The organism is Alteraurantiacibacter palmitatis (genome assembly GCF_037154115.1).
Lineage (GTDB): Bacteria > Pseudomonadota > Alphaproteobacteria > Sphingomonadales > Sphingomonadaceae > Alteraurantiacibacter > Alteraurantiacibacter palmitatis.
The window spans coordinates 242,124-267,801 of the sequence record NZ_JBANRO010000001.1 but is presented as its reverse complement, the minus strand read 5'-3'; the positions used below and the strand labels follow the sequence as shown (position 1 = coordinate 267,801).

20 protein-coding genes and 1 pseudogene are annotated in these 25,678 nt (G+C 64.8%); 13 read left to right on the top strand and 8 right to left on the bottom strand.

Annotated elements, in window-relative coordinates; genetic code table 11:
• Positions 1–11 precede the first annotated feature (11 nt).
• The 11 genes and pseudogenes from WFP44_RS01105 (at position 12) to WFP44_RS01055 (ending at position 10,559) form a co-directional block, all read left to right on the top strand.
• On the top strand, positions 12–1,466 hold the full coding sequence (locus WFP44_RS01105) for a carotenoid oxygenase family protein (protein ID WP_336924489.1): 1,455 nt from the start codon (positions 12–14) through the stop codon (positions 1,464–1,466).
• Positions 1,463–3,004, top strand: coding sequence for an FAD-binding oxidoreductase (locus tag WFP44_RS01100; RefSeq protein WP_336924488.1), 1,542 nt, complete (start codon positions 1,463–1,465; stop codon positions 3,002–3,004). The genes WFP44_RS01105 and WFP44_RS01100 overlap by 4 nt, the downstream gene beginning before the upstream one ends.
• Positions 3,001–3,354, top strand: a complete 354-nt coding sequence (locus WFP44_RS01095) for a c-type cytochrome (RefSeq protein ID WP_336924487.1) — start codon at positions 3,001–3,003, stop codon at positions 3,352–3,354. Before WFP44_RS01100 ends, WFP44_RS01095 begins: the two co-directional genes overlap by 4 nt.
• The gene (locus WFP44_RS01090; protein WP_336924486.1) at positions 3,351–3,758 is read left to right on the top strand and encodes a hypothetical protein; all 408 of its coding nucleotides are present in this window, start codon (positions 3,351–3,353) and stop codon (positions 3,756–3,758) included. Before WFP44_RS01095 ends, WFP44_RS01090 begins: the two co-directional genes overlap by 4 nt.
• A complete protein-coding gene (locus WFP44_RS01085) occupies positions 3,755–3,955 on the top strand; it encodes a hypothetical protein (protein ID WP_336924485.1) in 201 nt (66 codons plus the stop codon). The genes WFP44_RS01090 and WFP44_RS01085 overlap by 4 nt, the downstream gene beginning before the upstream one ends.
• 167 nt (positions 3,956–4,122) lie before the next feature.
• Positions 4,123–5,751, top strand: a complete 1,629-nt coding sequence (locus tag WFP44_RS01080) for a peptide ABC transporter substrate-binding protein (protein ID WP_336924484.1) — start codon at positions 4,123–4,125, stop codon at positions 5,749–5,751.
• A gap of 33 nt (positions 5,752–5,784) precedes the next feature.
• Positions 5,785–6,702 carry an ABC transporter permease gene (locus WFP44_RS01075; RefSeq protein ID WP_336924483.1) on the top strand — a complete coding sequence of 306 codons (918 nt, stop codon included), beginning with the start codon at positions 5,785–5,787 and terminating at the stop codon, positions 6,700–6,702.
• The gene (locus WFP44_RS01070) at positions 6,695–7,606 is read left to right on the top strand and encodes an ABC transporter permease (protein WP_336924482.1); all 912 of its coding nucleotides are present in this window, start codon (positions 6,695–6,697) and stop codon (positions 7,604–7,606) included. Before WFP44_RS01075 ends, WFP44_RS01070 begins: the two co-directional genes overlap by 8 nt.
• Before the next feature lie 6 nt (positions 7,607–7,612).
• Positions 7,613–8,659, top strand: a complete 1,047-nt coding sequence (locus WFP44_RS01065; protein WP_336924481.1) for an ABC transporter ATP-binding protein — start codon at positions 7,613–7,615, stop codon at positions 8,657–8,659.
• Positions 8,656–9,675, top strand: a complete 1,020-nt coding sequence (locus WFP44_RS01060; protein WP_336924480.1) for an ABC transporter ATP-binding protein — start codon at positions 8,656–8,658, stop codon at positions 9,673–9,675. The genes WFP44_RS01065 and WFP44_RS01060 overlap by 4 nt, the downstream gene beginning before the upstream one ends.
• Before the next feature lie 105 nt (positions 9,676–9,780).
• Positions 9,781–10,559, top strand: a pseudogene (locus WFP44_RS01055) (IS5 family transposase).
• A gap of 99 nt (positions 10,560–10,658) precedes the next feature.
• On the opposite strand, the gene WFP44_RS01050 reads toward WFP44_RS01055, so the two are convergent.
• The 5 genes from WFP44_RS01050 to WFP44_RS01030 all read right to left on the bottom strand — a co-directional run bounded on the left by WFP44_RS01050 (position 10,659) and on the right by WFP44_RS01030 (position 20,987).
• Complete coding sequence (locus WFP44_RS01050; protein WP_336924479.1) at positions 10,659–13,286, bottom strand: G8 domain-containing protein; 2,628 nt, start codon at positions 13,284–13,286, stop codon at positions 10,659–10,661.
• Positions 13,287–13,455: 169 nt separating this feature from the next.
• Positions 13,456–15,432 (bottom strand): TonB-dependent receptor domain-containing protein, encoded by a 1,977-nt coding sequence (locus tag WFP44_RS01045; RefSeq protein WP_336924478.1) that lies wholly within the window; start codon positions 15,430–15,432, stop codon positions 13,456–13,458.
• Positions 15,433–15,551: 119 nt separating this feature from the next.
• On the bottom strand, positions 15,552–16,781 hold the full coding sequence (locus WFP44_RS01040) for a TolC family protein (RefSeq protein ID WP_336924477.1): 1,230 nt from the start codon (positions 16,779–16,781) through the stop codon (positions 15,552–15,554).
• Positions 16,778–19,879 (bottom strand): efflux RND transporter permease subunit, encoded by a 3,102-nt coding sequence (locus WFP44_RS01035; protein WP_336924476.1) that lies wholly within the window; start codon positions 19,877–19,879, stop codon positions 16,778–16,780. Before WFP44_RS01035 ends, WFP44_RS01040 begins: the two co-directional genes overlap by 4 nt.
• Positions 19,880–19,886: 7 nt before the next feature.
• A complete protein-coding gene (locus tag WFP44_RS01030) occupies positions 19,887–20,987 on the bottom strand; it encodes an efflux RND transporter periplasmic adaptor subunit (protein WP_336924475.1) in 1,101 nt (366 codons plus the stop codon).
• 107 nt (positions 20,988–21,094) lie between these two features.
• On the opposite strand from WFP44_RS01030, the gene WFP44_RS01025 reads away from it, so the two are divergent.
• Together WFP44_RS01025 and WFP44_RS01020 are read left to right on the top strand one after the other, a co-directional pair.
• Positions 21,095–21,751, top strand: a complete 657-nt coding sequence (locus tag WFP44_RS01025; protein ID WP_336924474.1) for a response regulator transcription factor — start codon at positions 21,095–21,097, stop codon at positions 21,749–21,751.
• A gap of 2 nt (positions 21,752–21,753) precedes the next feature.
• The gene (locus WFP44_RS01020; RefSeq protein ID WP_336924473.1) at positions 21,754–23,109 is read left to right on the top strand and encodes a sensor histidine kinase; all 1,356 of its coding nucleotides are present in this window, start codon (positions 21,754–21,756) and stop codon (positions 23,107–23,109) included.
• Between the two features lie 55 nt (positions 23,110–23,164).
• On the opposite strand, the gene WFP44_RS01015 is transcribed toward WFP44_RS01020, so the two are convergent.
• The 3 genes from WFP44_RS01015 to WFP44_RS01005 are packed head-to-tail and all read right to left on the bottom strand — an operon-like array spanning position 23,165 to position 25,673.
• Complete coding sequence (locus WFP44_RS01015) at positions 23,165–23,272, bottom strand: DUF2474 family protein (RefSeq protein WP_336924472.1); 108 nt, start codon at positions 23,270–23,272, stop codon at positions 23,165–23,167.
• Positions 23,272–24,270, bottom strand: a complete 999-nt coding sequence (gene cydB, locus WFP44_RS01010) for a cytochrome d ubiquinol oxidase subunit II (RefSeq protein ID WP_336924471.1) — start codon at positions 24,268–24,270, stop codon at positions 23,272–23,274. Before cydB ends, WFP44_RS01015 begins: the two co-directional genes overlap by 1 nt.
• On the bottom strand, positions 24,267–25,673 hold the full coding sequence (locus WFP44_RS01005) for a cytochrome ubiquinol oxidase subunit I (RefSeq protein ID WP_336924677.1): 1,407 nt from the start codon (positions 25,671–25,673) through the stop codon (positions 24,267–24,269). The genes cydB and WFP44_RS01005 overlap by 4 nt, the downstream gene beginning before the upstream one ends.
• Positions 25,674–25,678: the final 5 nt, after the last annotated feature.

Sequence of the window (25,678 nt, the reverse complement as noted above, 5' to 3'; positions counted from 1 at the left end):
GCAGGCTTAGCGTGGCACTCACCTATGCAAATCACCCGGCCCTGCAGGGGCCGATGGAACCGGCACGCTTTGCATCGCAAGTGCACGATTGCGAAGTGGTGGGGGAGATCCCGGCCGGGCTGAAGGGCACCTTTTTCCGGGTCGGGGCAGAATGGCTATATCCGCCCAAGTTCCCCGACGATTCGCCCTTCGCCGCTGATGGCATCGCCAGTGCCTTCCGCATTGCCGATGGTTCGTGCGACTTTGCCGCCCGTTTCGTGGAAACGCCGCGTTATCTCGCCAACAAGGCCGCCCGTCGGCAATTGTTCGGCTATTACCGCAACCCCTTCACCGACGAGCCGGAAGCAACCGGAATTTCGGGCACGGTGTCCAATACCAACATCATCGTGTTTGCCGGACGGTTGCTGGCGCTCAAGGAAGACGCGCTGCCTTACGAGGTCGATCCCGCCACGCTCGCCACCATCGGCCCGCACGATTTTGGCGGAGGCTACAGCGCACCCACCTTCACCGCGCATCCCAAGGTGGACGGCCAGACCGGGGAGATGATCACCTATGGTTACGAGGCCGAGGGCCTGGCCAGCAATGCCATCTGGGTTTACACGATCGCGCCCGACGGCAGGGTGACGAGCGAGCGCCGAATCGCCGCGCCCTATCTGTCGATGGTGCACGACATCGCCATTTCGCAGAACTTCATCCTCATCCCGGTCTACGGCATGGTATCCGGGATGGAGCGGCTGCGCGCCGGCAAGGTCCATTGGGGCTGGGACGGCACCGTGCCCAGCTATATCGGCGTGATGCCGCGCCGTGGCAATGGCGATGTGGTGTGGGTGGCCGGGCCGGAAATGGCCATGGTCCACACTTTCTCGGCCAGCGATGATGGCGGGGTCATCGCCCTGATCGCGGCGGTGAGCGATTCCAATCCCTTCCCCTTCTTCCCCGATGTCCACGGCAAGCCGTTCGATCCGGCAAAGGCGCGCACCACGATCCGCAAATATGTGATCGATCTGGCCCGCCCGGCCGATGGCTGGCGCGAGGAGGTGCTGTTTCCCGAATGGGCGGGCGCGCTTTCGCGCATCGACGAGCGCTACTGCGGCCACCCGTTCCGCTATGGCTTCCTCAGCGCCGCGCACCCGGCGATGCCCTATGATGCCGCGGTGATGGGCCCGCGCCCGCCCAGCAATGCGCTGGCCCGGTTCGATTTTGCCACCGGCACGGTCGAGGCGATGCATTGCGGCGAGACGCTGGCCGTATCGGAAATCGCCTTCGCCCCCCGCTCGCCCGATGCGCCCGAAGGCGATGGCTGGGTGATGGCCTTTGCGACCGATTACACTGACATGAAATCGCAGCTTGTCATCGGCGATACCGCCAACCTTGCCGCCGGGCCGCTGGCGCGGGTGAAGCTGCCGTTCCGCGCACCGGGGCAGATTCACGGCAACTGGGTGCCCGACTGGGTGCTGCCGGTATGATCTCCATTGCCCCTGACACGCTGTCGCGCGCGCTGGCAGCCTTTGCCGCCATCGTCGGGCCGGACAATGTCTGGCAGGGGGCTGAAGCGCAGGCAGCCTATGCCGATGCGATGGCCCCGCGCGATCCAGCCACTTATGCGCCGGTGGCCGCAGTTGCCCCGGCCTCGACCGAGGAAGTGCAGGCGATCGTGCGCATCGCGGCAGAACTGGGCGTGCCCTTGTGGCCGATCAGCCGGGGCAAGAACTTCGGCTATGGCGGCGCGGCGCCGCGCCTGCCGGGCGTTGTGATGCTCGACATGATCCGGATGAACCGGATCCTCGAATGCAATGTCGATATGGGCTATGTGGTGGTGGAGCCGGGCGTGGGTTTCGACGACCTGTATCACTACCTCGTCGACAACAACATTCCGCTGTGGATTTCAGCCCCGGCGCATACCTGGGGCAGCGTGCTGGGCAACGCGCTGGAACGCGGCGTGGGCTATACACCCTATGGCGAGCACGCCTCCAAGGTGTGCGGCATGGAAGTGGTCACCGCCGATGGCAGCCTGCTGCGAACCGGCATGGGCGCGCTGGAAGGCAGCGGCACCTGGCACGGCTTTCCCTATGGCTTTGGCCCTTCATGGGATCCGGCCTTCATGCAGAGCAATTTCGGCATCGTCACCCGCATGGGCCTGTGGCTGATGCCGGCCCCGCGCCAGACGGTGAACCTGGCGATGCAATTGCCGCGCGTTGCCGACCTGCCCCCGGCGATCGACGCGCTGCGCCCGCTCAAGCTGGATGGCACCGTGCAGGCCAACCCCTCGTTCGGCAATGTCATCCGCAACCTGGCGACACGCGGCCCCCGGTCGGAGCATTACCAGGGCAGCGGCGCCATGCCGGCGGACGTGCTGGAAGCCGCGCGCCTTCGCGCCGGGATCGGCCATTGGAACTTTTCAATCCGCCTGTTCGGTGACCCGGAAATCAACGCCATCAACGCGCGCAAGGTGCGCGCCGCCTTTGCGGGCGCGGTGGATGCCGAATTCGTCGAAAGTGAATGGAACGGCGGCGATCTGCGCAATTCAGGCCATCCGGTGCCCTCCCTCGGCGCGCTGGGCGTGGTGGACTGGCTCGGCGGGCCGGGCGGACATCTCACCTTCTCGCCGGTTTCAGCCTTTTCCGGGGCCGAGGCGTGGAAGCAATACACCACGGTGCGCGCCATGTTCGAGGATGCCGGGTTCGATTACTATGGCGGCTTTACCGCCGGGCAGCGCTATCTCAACCACATCACCATGATCCTGTTCAACCGCACCGACGAGGCCATGTGCGTGCGCGCCAACGACCTGTTCGTACGCCTGATCGATGTGGCCGCCGCCAATGGGTGGGGCGAATACCGCACCCACACCCTGTTCTATGACGAGGTGGCTGCCAGCTACAGCTACAATAACGGCGCGCTGCTGCGCTGGAACGAAAAGGTGAAGGACGCGGTCGATCCGGCCGGGATCATCGCGCCGGGCAAGATGGGCATCTGGCCGCGCCGCTACCGGGAGGCCGGGCGATGACGCGACGGGCGAGCAGCGCCACTCTGATCGGCGCATTTCTGGCCGCGATGGCTGCACTGGCGCAGCTTCCCGCGCAGGCGCAGGCCGATCTGTCGAGTCCACCGCCGGGCGAGGCGCTGTTTGCCGAAAAATGCGGCCTGTGTCACCTTGAAGGCGGCTTTGGCACCCGTGTGCTGGCGCGCCGCGTACCGCAAGGGCAGGCCTTGCTGCAGAACCGGGCCAGCCTGCCTGCTGCCTATACCATGGCCGTGGTGCGCCGGGGCATCGGCTCGATGCCGCAGATCCGCGCCGCCGAGCTGGGCGATGCGGAACTGGCCGCAATTGCCCGTTATCTGGAGACCGGCCAATGACCGCCGCAAATTCTGTGCACCTCACCCGCCGCGATGTGCTCGCCGCAGGCAGCGCACTTGCCGCCGCCGCCACTCTGCCCGGACAGGCGCTGGCTGCCAGCGCCAAAGGCCCCGCGCTGGTGGTGTTCGATGCCCGGTTCGGTCTTTCCGCCCATCTGGCTGAACGCCGGGCCGCACGGGGTGCAGCGACGCTCGATCCGCGCGATCACGACCTTGGCCTTGCCTGGCGCGTGCAATTGGCGGGCCTGCTGGATGCAGGCGAACACATCGAAGGCCTGACCTTGTGGAGCGACCGGCTGGTGTGCGAAATCCTCGCCCGCGATGCCGGCCATGCCTTTGTCGCGAGCGAGCGGCCGCAGGCATCGCCCGAGGGAGCCATGCTCTATCACTGGGTGATCGGATGATGCTGTCGCGCCGCGCGTTTCTTGCCAGCGGGACTGTGATTGCCCTGCCGTTGACGACCCTGCCATTGACGACCCTGCCGGTGGGCGCGGCCCGCGCCGCCGAGCCGCTCAGCCAGGGCGAATTGTGGGGTATGCCCTATGCGGCGCAGGGCGCGCTGGGCAATCCGGTGCCTGCCGCCAGCCGCCGCCCGCTCTAAAAGTGCCGTGATGCTGCCGGGCGGGCCGCTTCCCGGCTCTGATTGGCGGAGCTGGCCCGCGCCCGGCACCCGCTCAGGCCATCAATCCCGGATAAAACGGCGAATAGCTGCGCCGAAGAAGAAATCAGCATTTGTCACGGAACGGCAATAGCGCCATGATCGCCGGCATGATGATATCGAACGCAACCAGATTCTTTCGCGGCGCGCTTGCCACTCTGTGCTGTTCCCTGCTGGTGGCCTGCGGCGGCCCTACCGAAGCCGACCGGGCGGTGGAGGAGGGCATTCTCCTGATCGGCAACGGCTCCGAACCCAAGGGGCTGGATCCCCAACTGGTAACGGGCGTGCCGGAATCGCAGTTGCTGCGCGCGCTGATGGAAGGGCTGGTGGCGCCCGATCCAAATGACGATCTGGCGCCCGCCCCCGGAATGGCCGAAACCTGGGAAAGCAATGCCGACTATACCGTGTGGACCTTCAACCTGCGCGATGCCAAGTGGACCAATGGCGATCCGGTGACGGCGGGCGATTTCGTCTATTCCTGGCAGCGCATCCTCAGCCCCGCGCTGGGCGCCGAATATGCCGAGATGCTCTATGTCATCCGGGGTGCAGAGGATTTCCATGCTGGCCGCACCACCGATTTCAGCCAGGTCGGTGTGCGTGCCATCGATGATCGCACGCTGGAAGTGACGCTGGAGGGCCCGACGCCGCATTTCCTCGGTATGCTGATGCATACCAGTTTCCTGCCGGTAAACCCGCGCGCGGTGGAAGAGCATGGCGGCATGACCGACCGGCAGAGCGGCTGGTCGACGCTGGAAAACTATGTCAGCAACGGCCCCTTCAAGCTCAAGACATGGGTCACCAATCAGGTGATCGAAGTCGAACGCAACCCCGATTACTGGGATGCCGCAACAGTGCAACTGAACGGCATCCGCTTCTTCCCGATCGACAATGTCGGCACCGAAGAAGCGATGTTCCGCGACGGGCGGCTGCATCTGACCCACACCGTTTCGCCCGACAAGATTCCCAGCTTCCGCGCAGAAATGCCCGACAAGCTGCGGATCGAGCCCTATCTCGGATCCTACTTTTACCGCATCAACACGACCCGCCCGCCGTTTAACGATGTGCGCGTGCGCCGGGCGCTGGCGCTGGCGATCGACAAGCAGCTGCTGGTCGACCGCGTGACGCAGGGCGGGCAGGCACCCGCCACCGGCTTCACCCCATCGGGCATTGCCGGCTACCCCGCATCCACAGCGGTGCAATACAATCCCGATGAGGCCAGGCGCCTGCTGGCAGAGGCCGGCTATCCCGATGGCCGCGGCTTCCCTTCGGCTGAAATCCTCATCAACACCTCCGAATCGCACCGCAAGATCGCGCAGGCCTTGCAGGCGATGTGGAAGGACAAGCTGGGCATCGATGTCGGCATCTATAACCAGGAATGGAAAGTCTATCTCGATAGCCAGTCGCAGCTGAATTATGACATCAGCCGCGCGGGCTGGATCGGTGATTATGTGCACCCCACCTCGTTCCTCGACATCTTTACCTCCGGCAACGGCAATAACGACACCGGCTGGAGCAATGCCGCATACGATGCGCTGATCCGCCGCGCCCGCGTGGCGCAGGCGGAAGACGAGCGGATGCAGATCCTCAGCCAGGCCGAGGCGATCCTGCTGGACGAAATGCCGATCATCCCGATCTACTGGTACACGCGGGTCTATCTGAAGGATCCGCGCGTGCAGGGGTGGGAGCCGAAACTGCTCGACAACCATCCTTACAAATATGTCTCGCTGCGCGCGGGCTGATCGCGCGATGGCCGACGGGTTCGGGGTCGCCCCATGCTGAAAATCATTGCCTTGCGCCTGCTGCAGGGGGTGCTTGTCCTGCTGGCGATCTATGCCGCGACGTTCTTTCTCGTGGCGATGACGCCGGGCAGCCCGTTCAGTTCGGAACGCGCGATCCGGCCCGAAATCCTCGCCCAGATCGAGGCGTTCTATGGCTATGACAAGCCGGCGCTCGAACGGTTCTGGGTCGCGCTGGTCAATATGTTGCAGGGTGAATTCGGGCCAAGCGCGGTCTATGCCAACCGGTCGGTCACCGCCATCATTGCGGAGGCGTTACCTGTCTCGCTGCATCTGGGCGGCATGGCGTTGCTGATTGCGCTGGCGCTGGGCATCCCGGCAGGCATCGTGGCCGCAGTGCGGCGCAACACCTGGCTTGATTATGTGCCCATGTCGGCGGCGATGGTCGGCATCTGCCTGCCCAGCTTTGTCATGGGGCCATTGCTGGCGCTGGTGTTTGGCATCACCTTGCGGTGGTTGCCGGTGGCCGGGTGGTTCGGCCCCAATTACTGGATCCTGCCCGCCGCCACGCTGGGGCTGGTCTATGCCGCCTATTTCGCCCGGCTGACGCGGGGCGGGATGCTGGAAATGCTCAACCAGGACTGGGTGCGCACCGCGCGGGCCAAGGGCGTGCCCGAACGCCGGATCATTTTCCGGCACTGCCTGAAAGGCGGGCTGATCCCCGCGATCACCTTCCTCGGCCCGGCGCTGGCAGGCATCATTTCCGGCTCCTTCGTGGTCGAGACGATCTTTCAGGTGCCCGGCCTTGGCCAGTGGTTCGTGCGCGGCGCGCTGAACCGGGATGATTTCCTGATCCTTGGCCTCACCTTGCTGTTCGCCGCGCTGATCGTGGTGATGAACCTGCTGGTCGATATTGCGCAGGTGGCCCTCAATCCCAGGCTGAAACATGGCTGACCTTGCATCCAAGCTGCCGCTGACGCCGGCTCCGCTTGTCCCTGAGCAGCTGGAGCAGGGCTCCTCCTTGTGGAGCGATGCATGGGCGCGGCTGCGCAAGAACAAGCTCGCGCTGGGCAGCCTGTTCGTCTTCATCCTGATCTGCCTGTTCTGCGTGGTGGGGCCGTGGCTCTCGCCCTATGACAGCCAGACGCAGAACCTGTTCAGCGGGGCAGCGCCGCCATCGGCGCAACACTGGTTCGGCACCGACACATTGGGCCGCGACCTGATGGTGCGGGTAATGGAAGGCGGGCGCATCTCGCTGCTGGTGGGGCTGGTGGCGACCAGCGTTTCGCTGCTGATCGGCGTGATCTATGGCGCGACCGCAGGCTATGTCGGCGGCAAGGTCGATGCGGCGATGATGCGCTTTGTCGATCTGCTCTATGCCCTGCCCTTCACGATTTTCGTGATCCTGCTGATGGTCGCCTTCGGACGGTCTCTGTGGCTCATGTTCATCGCCATCGGCTGCGTGGAATGGCTCACAATGGCGCGGATCGTGCGCGCCGGGGTGATCGACCTGAAGAAGCAGGAATTTGTCGAAGCGGCGATCTCGCTGGGCCTCAGCAACCGCCGCATCATCCTGCGCCATCTCATCCCCAACGTCCTTGGCCCGGTGATCGTGATCGCCACGCTGACCGTGCCGGCGGTGATGCTGCTGGAAGCGTTCCTCAGCTTCCTGGGCCTGGGCGTGCAACCGCCCGATGCCAGCTGGGGCGTGCTGATCAATGAAGGGCAGCAGAACATGGAAATCTTCGCCTGGCTGCTGATCTTCCCTGCCTTCTTCTTCGCGCTCACCCTGTTCTGCCTCAATTTCCTTGGCGATGGCCTGCGCGATGCCCTCGATCCCAAGAGCGCGGGAGACTGACCCTTCATGGCCCTGCTCGATGTATCCGGCCTCACCACGCATTTCCACACGCGCAACGGCGTGGTGCGCGCGGTCGATGGCGTGTCCTTTACCGTGGATCGCGGCGAAACGCTGGGCATTGTCGGCGAATCCGGATCGGGCAAATCGGTCACCTGTTATTCGCTGCTGCGCCTTATCCCGGAGCCGCCCGGCCGGATCGAGGGCGGCACCGCCATGTTCGACGGGCAGGACCTGTTGCAGATGACCCCGGCGCAATTGCGCAGCGTGCGGGGCAAACGCATCAGCATGATCTTTCAGGATCCGATGACCTCGCTCAATCCGTACCTGCGCATTTCGACCCAGCTGGTCGAGGCGCTGCAATCGCACGGCGATATCGACGATCGCACCGCGCTGAACAAGGCGATTGCCGCGCTGGAGGAAGTGGGCATTCCCGAAGCCTCGCGCCGGGTGCGCAGCTATCCGCACGAATTTTCTGGCGGGATGCGCCAGCGGGTGATGATCGCCATGGCGCTGATCACCGATCCCGACCTGCTGATCGCGGACGAGCCGACCACCGCGCTGGACGTAACGGTGCAGGCGCAGATTCTGGAGATTATCCGCCAGCGGCAGGAAAAGCTGGGCACCGCGGTGATCCTGGTCACGCACGATCTGGGCGTGGTTGCGGGCACCTGCGACAAGGTCAATGTGATGTATGCCGGGCGGATCATGGAAAGCGGCACGACGGAGCAGGTCTTCTACGAAGCGCGCCACCCCTATACCCGCGCGCTGCAGAAGACGATCCCGTCCTTGCAGAAGAAGGGCCAGAAGCTGTTCACCATCCCCGGTCTGCCGCCGGACCTTGCCCGCCCGATCAGCGGCTGCGCCTTCTATCCCCGCTGCCCCTATCCCAAGCTGACCGGGCCGGATGCCGACACCCCGCTGCTGCGCGATCTGGGCAATGGCCATTGCCATGCCGATTGCCATTCCTGCGACAGCAGCGCCCCGATCGAAAGCGTTTTGCCGCAAGAGCTGGAGACCGACGATCTGGTGCCGGCAGGAAGCGACGCTGTATGAGCGCGCCCCTCGGCAATCCCGCCACGGATTTCCTGGTGCTGCGCGATGTGCGCACCCATTTCGACATGGGCCGCACCTTCTGGAGCCGCACCAGCAAGGGCGTGGTGAAGGCGGTGGATGGCGTGTCGCTGGTGATCCGCAAGGGCGAAGTCCTTGGGCTGGTGGGCGAATCGGGCTGCGGCAAATCCACTCTCAGCCGCACGATCATGCAGCTGATCCGGCCGACTTCGGGCGAGATCTGGCTGGAAGGCGAGGAACTGAGCGCGATTTCGGACAAGGACATCCGGCATACGCGCATGAACTTCCAGATGATCTTCCAGGATCCCTACGCCTCGCTCAATCCGCGCATGACCGTGATGGACACGCTGGCGGAGGCGATCCGCACACGGCACCCGGATCTGCGCGGTGACGAGATGCGCGGCCGCATTGCCGAACTGCTGCGCACGGTGGGGCTGAACCCGGCCCAGATGAAGCGCTATCCGCACGAGTTTTCGGGCGGCCAGCGCCAGCGTATCGCCATCGCCCGCGCGCTGGCACCCGAACCCCGGCTGATCATCGCCGACGAACCGGTCTCCGCGCTCGACGTGTCGATCCAATCGCAGATCCTGAACCTGCTCAAGCGGCTGGTGCGCGAAATGGGCCTCACCATGATCTTCATTTCGCACGATTTGTCGGTGGTGGGCTATGTGGCGGATCGCATCGCGGTGATGTATCTGGGCCATATCGTCGAACTGGGCAGCGCGGAGGCGATAGTCGAGCGACCGCTGCATAGTTACACCAAGGCGCTGATGAGCGCGATTCCCCTGCCCGATCCCAGGGCAGAGCGGCAGCGGTCGCGCATCATCCTGCACGGTGATCTGCCATCCCCGCTCAACCCGCCTCAAGGTTGCGTCTTCGCGCCGCGCAGCCCCGTTACCCATGACGAGTGGATGAAGACGCACGCGCCACCTTTCGAGGAAATCCTGCCCGATCACTGGGCGGCCAATTGCCCGTTCTGCGTGGCGAAACCGGCGTAACGCAGCGGGGGTGCTGTCAGTCTAGGGTCCAAACCCAATCAGCCGCTTGAACCTTTGAGCACACCCTGATTCAGGGAACCTCTACTGTGCAGGAGGCTGTTTGGAATGTCGCGTTCGCTGTTCTGGTTGTCGGATGAGGCTTGGGCTGCGATCGAGCCGCACTTGCCGAAGAACCAGCCCGGAGCGCGGCGGGTCGATGATTGCAGGGTTATCTCCGGGATTGTTCATATGCTCAAGTGCGGTGGCCGCTGGGCGGATTGCCCCGCTGAATACGGCCCTTCGACGACGGTCTACAATCGCTGGAACCGGTGGAGTAGGCGGGGCATCTGGACGGGCATCCTTGCGGCTCTGACCGAGGAAGGCTGGATCGCGGAAACCGGCCAGATCGACAGCAGCTACATCAAGGCCCACCGTTCTGCCGGTGGCGCAAAAGGGGGGCGCGGGCCAATGCCCTTGGCATCTCGCGTGGCGGCAGGACAACGAAGATCCACGCGCTCGTCGATGTCCTCGGGCGACCACTCCGCCTCGTCCTGACGCCCGGCAACACCTCGGATGTGAAAGGGAGCCGACCTGCTGATCGGCGAGACCATCGGCATGAAGCGTATCATCGCCAACCGTGGCTATGATGCAAACCGCATCAGGGCTGCCTTGCGTGATCAGGGAAAGATCCCGGTGATCCCCGGTCGCCGCAACCGCAAGCGCCCGATCCAATATGACGAACGCCGCTACAAGGACCGCTGGCGGGTCGAGGCCATGTTCGGCCGCCTCAAGGAGTTGGCTTCGCCGCCCTTCGGGTCCGCCAGGTTGCCACCTGCTATGACAAGCTCGCCAGAAACTTCCTGTCAGCCGTAAGCCTCGCTGCTGCCGTGGCCTTCTGGCTGTGATTGAGTGCCGATCCTAGTGAAGCGAAAGATTGAGTTTTTCTATCAATCAATACTTTAAATGACAGGTTCGAGTCCTGTAAGCACCATCAGACCATCCGTTCACGACCGGCTCACATCCAGGCTGGCGCCGGCCTGAAACGCGCCGCCGGGGCCGGTGCCCACGGTGCTGACGCCTGCGCCGGGCCGGCCGATGGTGACGTTGAGGCCCGCCCCGTTATCCACCACCAGCTTGACCCACAGCGTTCCGTCCGCCTTGTAATAGGCGGTCTGCGTGGCCGCGCGCAGATCGGCAAGGCTGGCGGCCTCCACGCCGCCTGCGGGGGTGGTGAAGCCGGGCAGCTCAAAAATCACCCATGAGCCATTGTCCATTTCGCGCAAGGACAGCGACAGCGCCTGCCGTGCTGTTTCCAACCTCACTTCGGCCCCGCTGCGGATCGTGGTTTCGCCGGTATATTCGAAGCGGCGACCACCCCGGCTCATCATCACCGGGTCGGGAATCGGCTCGCTGCCAAAGCCGAAATTGCCGCCCACGCCAAAGCGGCCGAAATCGCCCCGGCACACCGCCGCGCCCCAATCGGGCCGGATTTCGCAGGCGTCCTCGTCAGACGCAATGCCGTTGTCGATCACGATATAGGCGCCCGGCACCCCGCCAACCGACCCGTCCCGATCAAGGAAGGCCGCGCCGCGCCACGCATTCTGCCGCCCGAAATCGGACGCCCAGCGCCGCACCACCGGGGGGAAGCTGACACGCTTGGAATTGACGAAACTTGCACCTTGGATCGCGTTTTCCGTGCTCATGCCGAAACTGGTATACATGAGGTAGGATACCGCCCCTGCATCGCGCTGCGCATTGGGCTGGAAATTGATGAAGGTGGTGTTTTCCACATCATGGCGCATATCGTAATATTCATAGCCGCGAATGGGAAAATCGGCGTGCTCGCTGGGCAGGCTGCGGCCATAGGCCACTTCGGCCGGCGTGCGCGGATTGCCGATATTTGCGCTTTCCCCCACGAAAATCGAATCCACCACCTTGGATGTGTAAGGCGCGCGGCCCACGGCGGATGCCGCATGGGTGAAGCCGATGGCGTTATCCGCCACGCGCAGATTGGTGAACAGGTGCAGTTCGCCGCGCCCCCAGACCGCGCCGTTGCGGTTCTTGTAGCCGGTAAAATCGGCAAAATGCGACACCAGCGGCTCGCTGTTGGGATCGGCCGGATCAATGGTGGGGAAATGGTAATTGCTGCCGCCCACGCTGAAGGTGCCATCTGGGTTGGGGCCGCGATCGAACATCAACCCGTCGAAATTGGAATGCGCGGTGTTGCCGCGAAATTCGCCCACGCGGGTGCGGCGCGGCCAGGTGTTGCGGCTGAGTTCCGACCCCTCGAATGCGCCGGTCGGATGCACTGGCAGCGCGAACCAGAAGCCGATTTCGTCAGAACCCGCCGCCACATTGTCGATGAAGATATTGTCCGGATTGGTGATCCAGAAGGTCGTCACCGTATTGTCCGACGGGATCAGGACGTGTTCGGACCGCTGGCCCGAAGGCGTGCCGATGCCCCGGCCCGGCGCCAGATTGGTCGGCACGCAGGGCAGCGTCGGGTGGCATTTGGTCTGGATGCCCAGATTGCGCACAAAGCGGTTGCCCGTCTCGATCCCGTCTTCGAGGAAGAAGCAGTGGCCCACCGTGTTGAAGGTGACGTTGTTTTCCACGCGCACATTGTTGGTGCCATGCACCGTGACGCAGCGGTTATAGGTGTCGTGGATCGCGGAATTGCGGAAGTACTGCCCTTCCCCCTCACCCAGCAAATGCCAGTGGATGGGATAGCGCGCCAGCGTCAGATGCTGCCCCATGCGGGAAAGTTCGACACCGGAGACCCGAACTTCCGAGCGGATCATCGCCATGATGTGTCCGCCGAAATAGCTGCTTTCGGCATCCTGCGAAGCGCGGATGCGGATATTGCGGGTAAGCAGCCCGACCTCGCCACGCTGGTCGACGCCGAAGGTCACCTCGCCGAAATGCATATATTCCAGCGGGCGGTCGATCGTAATCCTGTTGCCCGAAACAGCCGTGATGGTGCGCTTTTCCGCCTGCCTTGGGTCGAAATCGGTGGAAGCGAGCACGATTTCGTCACCCACGCGCCAGCTGCGCGCGTCGAGCACGTCGATCTGCGTGACGCCGGCTTGCGCCGTGTGGGCCAGCTTCGTCCAGCTGTGATCCCGGTTGCCATGCAGGCTGAGCGTGCCCGCCATAAGAAAGATGCCGCGATCCCCCATCGTGTTGATGTCTTCGCCCGGCACGGTGTCGGTCAGGGTGATGGTCGCATTGCGCGTGTGCGGCACGGCTTCGCTGCCGATGTGCAGCGCCCCGCCGCGCAGGTAAATCCAGTCGGTCGTCAGTTCGAGATCGCGTTCGTCCGAGAAGGTCAGGCTTCCCTCGATCGTCAGGCTGCGCAGCGCGGGCGGCTGGGTATCGAGCAGCATGGCAACGCCGCGGCCGATAGTGACCGCTTCGCCAGCCCCAGGAACCCGGCCATCGGGCCAGGCGGCAGGATCGGACCAGCGGACGGTCCGCGTGGGCGCGGATGGTGCGGGGGCAGCGTCTGCCGCGTGGTCGTGTTGGCCGGCGTGAATGTCGTTGGTCTGGGCCGCAACGCCCGAACTGGCAGCACCTGTCAGCAAAACAGGAACAAGCAACGCCAACAGATGCTGGCCCAGCCGCTTGCGCATCACAATTCTCCCCTCCGGCAGGACTTTTGCGTCCCGCATCTTTTCAAAGGGGAGGATGCATCGCCCGGCCGCGCTTGCCAAGCCGGTCAAACCGCAAAGAGGCGTGGAAATTGTAATTCATTGTAACGCCACGGTTGGCGAAACAGATGCCCGGACGGCTTTGACCGGTTCACAAATCCATGATCAGCGCCACACTGCCATGGCGGCGCGGACGATACTGGAAGGCCCCGCTGCCGGACACGTTCCAGCCATAGACATTGGCGACATTGTTCACCTGCGCCCGCAGCAGCGCATTGGCCCCCGCCAATTTGAAGCGGTAGCGCATACCGAGATCGACCGTGGTGTTGGCAGGAGCCATCAGCGTGCCCGCCGCATTGCCCACCTGCGCGGACAGGCCGATGACGCTGATATCAAAGGACAGCGGACTGGTGCCGCCGTCCAGCCGCCAGTCGGCATCGAAGATCATGCGGCGGCGCGACGTTCCGATGGGTCGGCTGCCTATCTGGCCCGCATCGACAAGTGGGCTGGTGATTCGCGAATCGATCAGCACCGCCCCTGCCACGATGTTGAGGCCCGGCAGGATCTGCCCCGCCAGGCTCAATTCCGCGCCGCGATTGGTGTTGGATCCCAGCTCGCGGAAAACCTGGTTCTCATCGAGGTTGAAATAGGGCTTGGAAATGGTGAACAGCGCCGCCACCAGCCGGATGTTTCCCGGAAAGGCATAGCGAATGCCAAGATCGGTCTGGCGCGTGCGCAAGGCAGGCGGCGCGTCGCCCTGATTGACGGCAGCTTCAGGGGCGACCAGCGCCTCCTCGAACCCGCGCACATGACCGCCGAACAGCACCAGATTGCGCGTCAGGAACACTGATCCGGTCAGGCTGCCTGTTGTGGGCGTGTCGCGCACGCGCACATCCTCGCGCGTGGGCGAGGCGAAATCCACATTCTTGCGGTATTTCGATTGCGTCACCGATGCGTCCAGCGAAAACCGGCCCGGCACCGTCGCGCTCCACGCGAAACCCACGCTGCCCTGCTGCACCTTGTCGAGATTTTCCGGCCCAAGAGTAAAGGTCGGCTCGGCGCGGAAATCGGGTTCCAGCAGCGTGCTTTCCCCCAGATTGATCCGCAAGGGCCCGCCGAACACCCGCTCACCCACACGGCCGCGCGCGCTGACGATCAGCTTGTGCGCCATCGGCCCTGTCACAAGGCTGCGCGTCACGCGCAGTTCGCCCGATGTCACATCGTCGCGGTTGTTGCCATTGGCCACGATCACGCGCGCGGGCGTGGTGCCATCGGGGCGCAGGCGGGTGAGCAGATCCGAATAGGTTTCCGGCACACGCCGCCCGGACTGGAACAGTCCCACATCCACACGCCATTCGCCAAAAGGCAGCTTGGCCACCGCGCCGAACAGCGTGTTTCGGTTATCGCGCAGCGCCCATGGCTGCGACAGCAATTCGCGCCGCTTGTATTCGGGCGGCAGGAAATCGCCATCGGGGAACGATACCGGCGGCGCGGGGTCATGCCAGAAACGGAATTCCGAAGCGAAGGCGATGATCTGCGCGCCTTCCCACGGACGCGCGGCAATTGTTGCGCCAAGGCCCATATTGTTCGCCCGCCCACCTTCGTGGCGTTCCTGTTCGCGCAGATTGAGCGACAGGGTGACGCCCGCATCCGCGCCCAGCGGCAATTGCGCGTCGGCCAGCAGGATGGGCGATCCGTATTGCCCGTATTCCAGCCGCATATTCGCGCCCAGCCCGCCGAAATTGCGAAACAGCGTGTAATCGACAATCCCGGTGGGGGCGGGGAAGGCATAGCCCTGTGCCGACAGGCCTACCCGGATCATGTTGCCCGAAATGGCCCGTCCGCCCGGAGAGGAGGCCTGCGCGAAATACAGCCCCTCGATCCGGGCATTGCCTGCTTCGGTCGGGCTGAAACCGCGCACATCGTCCGCGCCGTAGAGGCCGACACGTTCATTGCCGACGGACTGGCCAAAGGCATCGTCGGCATTGGTGATCGCGTTATCCTCTGTCCGGCTGACCTGTGCCTGCGCGGCGTGGGGATATGGCAAAGCCAGCGCCAGAAGCGGAAGCGAAGCAGAGCGCAGGCGGAAGCGGCCCGGATTGCGGGCGGTGCCGATCAGGAGGGTCATGATCCGGTCGTAGGGTCGCCCGCCACCCCGCCATATACGCTATTTGTCGCAGATGGCGCGCCGGCCAGCGTGCCATTATCTTGCCCAGACAGGAGAAAATCGCGCCTGCGCCTGCGCGGCTAATCTGCCAGCCATAACGCGTGGCTGTCGATGCGGATGCGGGTGATGGCGCGCAGCGCCTGCGCGCGCGCCACGGCTTCGGTGCGGAATGCCTCGTGCGTCAGCCTTTCCCCCAGCAGCAGGTCGGAGAGGTCGATCTCGCCCAGTTCATGCCCCCGGCGCAGGCGCTGCAACGCCGACATCTGCGCATCCAGCGCCGCCCGCGCGCGCCGCCAGGCGGCGATCCGCAGATTGGCCTGCGCCAAATCCGCATCCGCGGTCTCTCTGACCGTGAAGCGGGCCAATGTCGCCTCGGCCTGCGCGGCGGAGGCATTCGCGGCCGCTTCGTTTGCCAGCGCGGCCCTGTGTCCGCCGCCCAGCGGAACCGAAAAGACCAGCCCCGCGCCGCGTTCCTCGCCGCCGCGTTCGGAAAAAAGACGAATGCCGACGGAAGGATCGGCCATCCGTTCCAGCCGCGCCCGCTCGGCGGAGGCACCGCTGGCACGCGCCAGCGCTTCGGCGGCGGCGATTTCGTGGCTGTTGGCCAGCACCAGATCGCGCAAGGCCTCCAGCATGGCGGGCTCGGCTTCAGGCTGCGGCACGTCCGGGGCTTCGGGCGGCAAGGCAAGCGCGGGGAAATGCGTTTCCAGCCGCCCGCGGGCGAGCAGCGCCTCGCCAGCGGATTGCGTGGCCATGATCTGCGCCTGACCCAGCGCCGCCTCTGCCAGATCGGCATCGAGCAGCGCCGCATCACCCAGTTCGACACGGCGGCGGATCGCTGCGAGCGCGCGTTCCAGATTGCTCACCGCCTGCGCATCGACACGCGCTGCGGCGGATGCTTCCAGCCAGTCCCACCAATGCCCGGCCAGCACCAGCGCGGCCTGATGGCGCACGTCCTCGGCCAGGTTCTCGGCCGCCTCGACTTCATGCTGGCCGATTGCCCGGTCCAACCGGGCCTTGCCCGGCAGACGGAAGCTGCGGGTCAATTGAGTGTCGAACTCGTCAAAACGTCCCTCGCGGTCGATGTCGCGCCGGACATAGCTGCCCGAAAAGGTGAATTCGTGCGGGCCGATGGCGCGCGCATCGGCACTGGCACGCGCGGCCGACACACGCTCCCTTGCGGCAATGACCGAAGGATGCGCGTCCAGCGCGGCGGCCACTTGCGCCGCATCGGGCAGGCCGGGTTCGGCCATGGCCGGCACCGGCACGATAGCGGCGGCAGAAAGAACGAGGAGATGACGCCAGATCATGCCGCAATCCCTCCGGCTGCTTCTTCCTCATGCTCGCCTGCGCTTTCACCGAACATCTCGTACAGGATCGGCAGCAGGATGAGCGTCAGCATTGTGGCGGTGACCAGGCCGCCGATCACGACAATCGCCAGCGGTTTCTGGATTTCAGAGCCCGGCCCGGTGGCAAACAACAGGGGAACCAGGCCAAACGCCGCGATGGTCGCCGTCATCAGCACGGGCCGCAGGCGCCGCTCCGCCCCTTGGCGCACCGCTTCATGCAGCGGGACGCCTTCGCTGCGCAATTGGCGGAAATAGCTCACCATGACCAGGCCGTTGAGCACGGCGATGCCAACCAGCGCGATGAACCCGACCGACGCGGGCACCGAGAGATACTCGCCCGACACAGCGAGCGCGATCATCCCGCCGACCATTGCGAAGGGGATATTGACCAGAATCAGCAGCGAGGCGCGCACCGATCCCAGCGTGAAATACAGAACGCCAAAGATCATCAGCACCGAAACCGGCAGGACAAGCCCAAGCCGCGCGCTGGCGCGCTGCTGGTTTTCGAACTGCCCGCCCCATTCCAACCGGTATCCGGCAGGCAAGGGAACATTCGCTTCGATATCGCCGCGCGCCTGCTCGACATAGCCCACCAGATCCCGGCCCGACACAAAGGCCTGGATTAAGGCAAAGCGGCTGCCGTTTTCATGTTCCAGCTTCACCGGCCCTTCAGTCACCGCCACGCGGGCGACATCGCTGGCGCGCACAAGCTGCCCGCTGGGCGAGCGATAGACCTGATCGGCAAAGGCCTGCGGCGTATCGGCCAGGGTGCCTTCGCCCCGCAGCACGATCGGCACGCGGCGGATGCCATCAGCGACCACGCCTGCCCGCGCGCCTTCCACCTGCGCGCGGAGCAAATCCTGCAAGTCCGTCACCGGCATCCCCACGCGGCCGGCGGCCACGCGATCAATATCGACCTGCAAATAGTCGACCGTATCATTCGCCACGGTCATCGCCTCGCTCGTGCCCGGAATGGCTTCGAGCCGCGCTTGAATTGCGCCCGCCAGGCGCGACAGTTCGGCCAGATCGGGGCCGAACAGCTTGATCGCCAGATCGCCGCGCGCGCCGGTCAGCATTTCGGAGGTGCGCATTTCAATCGGCTGCGTAAAGCCCGGCTCGATACCGGGGAAACGCGCCAGAACTGCGCGCAGCTGATCCACCAGCCAATCCCTGTCGGACACCCGCCATTCCTCGCGCGGGGCCAGTTGCAGAAAGGCGTCGGTTTCGTTGAGGCCCATCGGGTCGAGCCCGATCTCGTCCGAACCAACCCGCGCAATGATCGCCTGCACTTCGGGGACGTCGTCCAGAATGGCGCGCTGCACCGCCAGGTCGCCCGCAATCGAATGGTCGAGCGAGACCGAAGGCAGCTTGCTGAGCTGCATGACCACCGATCCTTCATCCATCACCGGCAGAAAGGTCTTGCCCGTGAGAGTGTAGGAAACGCCAGCCAGCGCGAGCCCTGTGCCTGCAATGGCAAAGACCAGCTTCCTGCGGTCAAAAGCCCCATCCAGCAGCGAACTGTAGCGCGGCGAAAGCTGGCGCATCAGCCAGGGTTCGTGATGCCCCTCCTTCACCTTGAGCATATACCAGGCAAGCACGGGCACCAGCGTGAGCGAAAGCACGAGCGCCGAGGCCAGCGCCAGCACGATCGTTTTTGCCACGGGCGAGAACAGCTTGCCCTCCAGCCCTTCCAGCGTCAGCAGGGGCAGGAACACGATGGCGATGATGGCGAGCCCCGCGGCCACGGGCTTTGCCACTTCCACCGTTGCCAGCAGGATGTTGTAGGCCTTCCCCATGCGCGCGTGCGTCTTGTCGGAAAGCCGTTCGACCACGTTTTCCACCACCACCACCGCCCCGTCGACCAGAATGCCAACGGCGATGGCGAGCCCGCCCAGGCTCATCAGGTTTGCGGTCAGGCCAATGGATCGCATGAAGATGAAGGTCAGCAGAATGGCCATCGGCAGGGACAGCGCCACGATGACCGACGCGCGCACATCGCCCAGGAACAGAAGCAGCAGGATCACCACCAGCACCGTGGCTTCCAGCAGCGCCTTTTCCACCGTCCATACCGCCCGCCCGATCAGATCCGAGCGGTCGTAGAAGGGGACGATTTCCATGCCGTCTGGCAGGCTGGGCCCGATTTCGGCCAGCCTTTCGCGCACGCCTTTCACCACTTCGCTGGCATCCGCCCCGCGCAGGCCGATGACGAGACCCTGCACGGCTTCGCCTTCCCCGTTGCGCGTCACCGCGCCATAACGGGTCAGGCTGCCGGTGCGCACCTGCGCCAGATCGCCAAGACGCACCATTCCGGCACCATCCGCCCGGACAACGGTGTTCGCCAGATCATCCAGCGTGGCGATGGCGCCGGTGGAGCGCACGATCAGCGCCTCCTCTCCCGTCACCAGCCGGCCCGCGCCATCATTGCGGTTGCTCGCTTCGATCGCGGCGGAAAGATCGGCGGTGGAAAGGCCCGCTGCCGCCAGCGCGGCATTGTCGGGCACCACCTCGAACGTCTCGACAAAGCCGCCCAGCGAATTGACATCGGCGACGCCGGGCACGGTGCGCAATGCCGGACGGATCACCCAGTCAAGCACCCGGCGCTTCTCGGCCAGTGCCTGCGGCCCTTCCAGCGTGAACATATACATATCCGACAGCGGGGTGGAGATCGGCGCCATCCCCCCTTCCACCGTATCGGGAAGATCGCCCATGACGGAATTGAGCCGCTCGGCCACCTGGCTTCGCGCCCAGTAGATGTCCGTCCCGTCGGCAAAATCGATGGTGACATCGGCAATCGCATATTTGGCGACCGAGCGCAGGACAGTCTGATCCGGGATGCCCAGCATCTCCATCTCGATGGGCGTGATCACCCGGCTTTCGACCTCTTCGGGCGTCATGCCGGGTGCGCGCAGGATGATCTTCACCTGCGTGGAGCTGATATCGGGAAAGGCATCGATCGGCAGATTGGCGAAGGACCACCCGCCCAGACCGGCCAGCAGCGCGGCAAGGGCCAGCACGGCAAGCCGCAGTTGCAGCGCCTTGTCTATCAGGTTGCGAAGCATGGCCGGGCTACTCCGCCGCTGCCGATTTCAGCTCGGCAATCGAACTGGTGGCGATCGTTTCTCCGGCCTCAAGTCCCTCCGATATCACCGCGGTTCCACCCGAATTGGCAACAACTGTCACGGGCCGGGGCACATAATCCGCGCCGTCGCGGACAAACACGTGATCCGCGCCATTGATCCGCGTGACCGCGCGCGAGGGGACGGATACGCCGCGTCCCTCGCCCGCCGAAGTGATCGAGACCATCAGGTTCTGCCCGGCGACAAGGCCCGGCGCCGCGCTGATGCTGGCCTTTGCCATGACCGAGCGCGTCTGGGGATCAATCGAGGGCGCAACCGAAATGATCTGTCCCCCAATCGTAAGCGGTTCGCCGCCGTCCAGCGCCGGAAGCAGCGCCTCCACCGCCATTCCGGGCCGGACCTGCGCGGCCAGTCGCGGGGGCAATTGCAGATCGACATGAAACGGCCCTGCCGCCTCGATCACGAAGGGTGCGTTCATGCCATCCACCCCGCCGCCTGTTTCGACGCCCACATGGGCCACGCGGCCGGAAATCGGCGCGCGCAGGGTCATCATGCCGTCGGCGCCAGTGCCCGACATCGCCGCCATGCGCTGCGCTTCGGAAAGTGTCGCCCGCGCCTGCACCAGCGCGGCCTCGGCTTCGTCGGCGCGTGCCTGCGCGATGATCCCTTCGCTCGCCAGCTGGTGCATCCGCGCCGCCCGCGCCTGGGCCAGACCCACCTCGGCGCGGGCCCGTGCGATATCCGCGCCAATCGTCACCGGCTCGGCCGCGCGCACCAGCGCCAGCGGAGCCCCTCTTGCCACCGCCTGCCCCTCGATCACAAAAACGCGCACGGCCGCGCCGGGAAAGGGCGCGGTCACGGCAACGCGTGCTTCGGGTGGCAGAGTGACCTGCCCCGGCACACGGGCAAGCGGCACGCCTTGCGCGGCGACAGCTTGCGCGGTTTCCACCGTCAAGGCGGACGAAGCGGCTGGATCAGGGGCAGCGTCCTCTGCTTCCGGAGAGCCGGAGCCGCAAGCGGAGAGGACGAGGAGCGCGCAGGCACAGGCGATGCGGCTGCGGGAGAAGCGGATCGAGTGGCGCGGTGTCATGCCGGGAATGTGCGCAACCAAGCTGACAGCAACTTGTCATCCTGCCAGCTTCTTGTCAGTTTCGCGCCGCATGAGGGCCCTATGTCCCAATACACAGAGGACTGGTGATGCGCTTGCTGCTGGTTGAAGACGATCCCGAACTGGGCCGACGGCTGGGCGAACGCCTGCGCCGCGCGGGCTATGCCGTGGATCTCGCGAGCAGCTGGGACGAAGCGGTGGACTGGCCCGATATGGATCGGCTGAGCGCTGTGGTTCTCGATCTCGGCCTGCCCGATGGCGATGGGCTCGACCTCCTGCGGGCCTGGCTGCGGCAGGGTGTCACCTGCCCCGTCCTGATCCTGACCGCGCGCGGCACATGGCAGGACAAGGTGGAAGGGCTGAACGCCGGGGCGGACGATTTCGTCGTCAAGCCGGTGCGGTTCGAGGAACTTCAGGCGCGGCTCAACGCGCTGCACCGAAGACAAGCAGGCACACGAAACGCGCAGCTCGTGGCCGGCGATCTCTCGCTCGATCCGTTGACGCGCACCGTGCGGCTGGCCGAACAGCCCATCGAACTCAGCCGGCGCGAATACAGCCTTCTGCACCTGTTCATGCGCCGGCCCGGCCATGTGCTGGCGCAAGGCGACATTCTGGAAGACCTTTACGATCTGGATACCGAACGCGAAATCAACACGGTGGAAGTGCTGGTGGGCCGCCTGCGCCGCAAGATCGGGCGCGACCGCATCACCACGCTGCGCGGCCTTGGCTACCGGCTCAACCGGTGAGCGTGTCCCTGCCGCCCTTCGGCAGCCTGCGGCTGCGATTCATGCTGGCCATCGGCCTGTGGGTGATGATCGGTATTCTGGGCATCTGGTTCACCGCCACGCAGGTGTTCACCCGGCATATCGAGCAAGCCTATCACGAGGAACTGGAAGTCCATGTGCGCGAACTGGCGCGCCTGACCGAACTGGATGAAAACGGTGCGCCCTACCTTGTGCGGCCCCTGTCCGATCCGCGGTATGAGGAACCTTTGTCGGGCTTCTACTGGGAAGTGGCGGTACGCGGCCACCCGCCGCTCAAATCGGAATCCATGATACGCGGCGAACTTGACCAGCGCGTCGCCCATTCGCCCCAGATCGTGCACCGCATCGAGAGCGGGCCGACCGGGCCGGCGATCACCTATGGCATGATCGAACCCGGCCCGGCGGGAGAGCTGGTGCATATCGTCATCGCCACCGATCAGCGCGAACTGGACGAGGATATCACCGCCTTCACCCGCGAACTCAGCGTGTGGCTCGGCACGCTCGCCCTGCTGCTGATGGCGACCGGTCTTGCGCTGGTGCTGTTCGGCCTGAAGCCGCTCGACCGTCTGGCTGCGGCAATCAACGCCGTGCGCGGCGGCAAGGCCAGGGTGCTTGCGGGCACCTACCCCTCGGAAATCGCCCCGCTGGTGAACGATCTGAACGCCTATATCGATCAGACCGGGCAATTGGTGGACAGGGCGCGGGTGCAGGCGGGCAATCTTGCCCATTCGCTGCGCACGCCGCTGGCGGTCATCACTGATGAGGCCGAACGCATGGCGGAGGAGCCGGCCTCGCGCATATCGGCACAGGTTCTGCTGGATCAGACGCAGCGGATGCAGCAGCAGATCGATTACCAGCTTGCCCGGGCCCGTCTGGTCGCCGCCCCGCGCCTTCCGGGCGAGCGCGCCGAACTGCCGCAGGTGCTGCTGCCGGTTCTGCGCGCGATGGAGCGGCTGCATCCGGACAAGCGCTTTTCCCTGCGTGGTTTCGACGACCCGGTGGAATTGCCGGCCGATCCCGTCAATCTGACCGAACTGCTCTCGATCCTGCTCGACAATGCGGGCAAATGGGCCGAACGGGACGTGACGGTTACCCTGCACCGCGAAGCGGACAGCGTGACACTTGCGATTTCGGACGACGGGCCCGGACTGACCGAAGAACAGATGACGCAGGCCTTTGCCATCGGTTCCCGCTTCGACCCGGCAAAGCCCGGCTCGGGCCTGGGCCTTGCCATGGCACGCGATCTGGCAGCGGCGCTGGATGCGGATCTTGCCCTGGAGCGGCGGGAAACCGGCCTCGCCGCGGTAATCCGCATGGAGCTGACGAGCGGCACTGCCTGAACACCCACCCACCCACCCGGTGCAAGGCTCGGCCTTGCCGGCGGGCAAAGTCGGATCAGGGGGCGATGACCGCGCGGATCAGATAACCCACCGCGGTGATCGCCAGCACACTCAAGGCCCAGATGGCGACGAACCAGCCCAGCCGTTTCAGCCCGTCACGCATCAGTGGTATCCGTCGTGGCCAACCTTGCCGCGGAACACCCAGTACGACCAGGCGGTATAGGCAAGGATGATGGGGATCATGATGCTGGCGCCCACCAGCATGAACACCTGGCTGCGGTGCGGGGAGGCGGCTTCCCAGATGCTGACGCGCGCCGGGATCACATCGGGCCAGATCGACACGCCCAGCCCCACGAGGCACAGGCCGAACAGCGCCAGCGCCCAGAAGAACGGCTGCGCGTCCCGCCCACGGCGCAGCGCGCGGTAGAACAGGAAAGTGACGATCAATGTGGCGAGCGGCACCTGCGCGGTCGCCAGCACGCCGGGGAAGCTGAGCCAGCGGTCAAGGTAACGCGCCTCCAGCGTCAGCGTGGCAAGGCTGATCGCCAGGATCATCAGCAGCAGGGCAATGCCCAGCCGCCCGGCATAGGTCACCGCCTGCCGCTGCAACGCGTCCTCGGTTTTCCAGTTGAGCCAGCACGCGCCCAGCAGGGCATAGCCCACCATCAGGCCAATACCGGTCAGCACGCTGAAGGGGGAAAGCCATTCCCACCAGCCGCCGGCATAGGCGCGGCCTTCCACCGTGATCCCCTGCAACAGCGCGCCCAGCGCCACACCTTGCGCAAAGGTCGCCACTGCGGAACCTGTGGTAAAGGCCCGATCCCAGAACGCGCGGTGCGCCGGATCGCGCCAGCGAAATTCGAACGCCACGCCCCGGAACACGAGCCCCAGCAGCATGGCGATCATCGGCGCATAAAGCGCGGGAAGGATGATGGCATAGGCCAGCGGAAAGGCGGCAAGCAAGCCGCCCACGCCCATCACCAGCCATGTCTCGTTCCCGTCCCACACCGGCGCGATGCTGTTCATTGCGGTGTCGCGGTCCTTGCCCACCTTGAAGAAGGGAAACAGGATGCCGATGCCAAGGTCGAACCCGTCCATCACCACATAGGCGACGATGGCAAAGCCGATGATGATGGCCCAGATCACGGTCAGGTCGATCATGCCGGTTCTCCTTCCAGAACAGCCGGGGCAGGCGTGATGCCGGCGGTGCGAATGGGCGCGTCCTCCAGCGCCGGCTCGTGCGCTTGCGGAGGCTTCTTCATCAGGTGCAGCAGATACCAGATGCCCATGCCGAACACGGCGAAATAGACCACTACGAAAGCTGCCAGCGACGCCGCCACGGCGGGTGCATCGAGCGGAGAGGCGCTTTCGGCGGTGCGCAGCAGGCCGTAGACGGTGAAAGGCTGTCGGCCCACTTCGGTCACCACCCAGCCCGCCAACACGGCGATCAGCCCGGATGGCCCCATCACCACGGCAAAGCGGTGCAGCAGCGGCCAATCATACAGTCTGCCCCGCCACCGCGCGAACAGGCTCCACAAACCGATGCCCAGCATGGCGAAACCGATGCCCACCATGATGCGGAAGGCCCAGAACACGATGCCCACCGGGGGGCGATCAGCTTCGGGAATGGTGTCGAGGCCGGCCAGCGGCGCATCAGGATCGTGCTTGAGGATCAGCGAGGACGCCTTGGGAATCTGCACGGCGTAATCCACGCGTTGTTCCGCGCTGTTGGGGATGCCGAACAGGATCAGCGGCGCGCCATCGGGGTGGCTCTGGTAATGGCCTTCTATCGCCATCACCTTGGCCGGCTGATGCTCCAGCGTGTTGAGGCCGTGGAAATCGCCCGCGACGATTTGCAGCGGGGCGACTACCACCGCCATCCACATCGCCATCGAAAACATCTTGCGCGCACCTTCATTCGCGCGATCCTTCAGCAGGTGCCACGCCCCCACCGCGCCCACGATGAAGGCCGTGGTAAGGTAAGCCGCCAGCAGCGTGTGCACCAGGCGATAGGGGAAGCTGGGATTGAACACGATCGTCCACCAGCTGTCTCCGGGCAGGAACTGCCCGTTGGCGCCGATTTCATAGCCGACCGGCGTCTGCATCCAGCTGTTCACCGACAGGATCCAGAAGGCGGAAATGAATGTGCCCACGGCTACCGCCAAAGTCGCCACGAAATGCAGCTTGCGCCCCACCTTGTTGATGCCGAACAGCATCACGCCAAGGAAGCCCGCTTCGAGAAAGAAGGCGGTCAGCACTTCATAAGCCATCAGCGGGCCAATGATCGGCCCGGCCTTGTCCGAAAATACCGACCAGTTGGTGCCGAACTGGTAGGACATGACGATGCCGGAGACGACGCCCATGGCGAACACGACGGCGAAGATCTTGAGCCAGTAGCGATAGAGATTGGCGTAAACGCCCTTCCCCGTTTTCAGCCACAGCCCTTCCAGCACCGCCAGATAGCTGGCGAGGCCGATCGAAAAGGCCGGGAAAAGAAAATGAAAGCTGACGGTAAACGCAAACTGGATGCGCGCCAGCACAATGGCCCATTCCTGTTCGATCATCATGG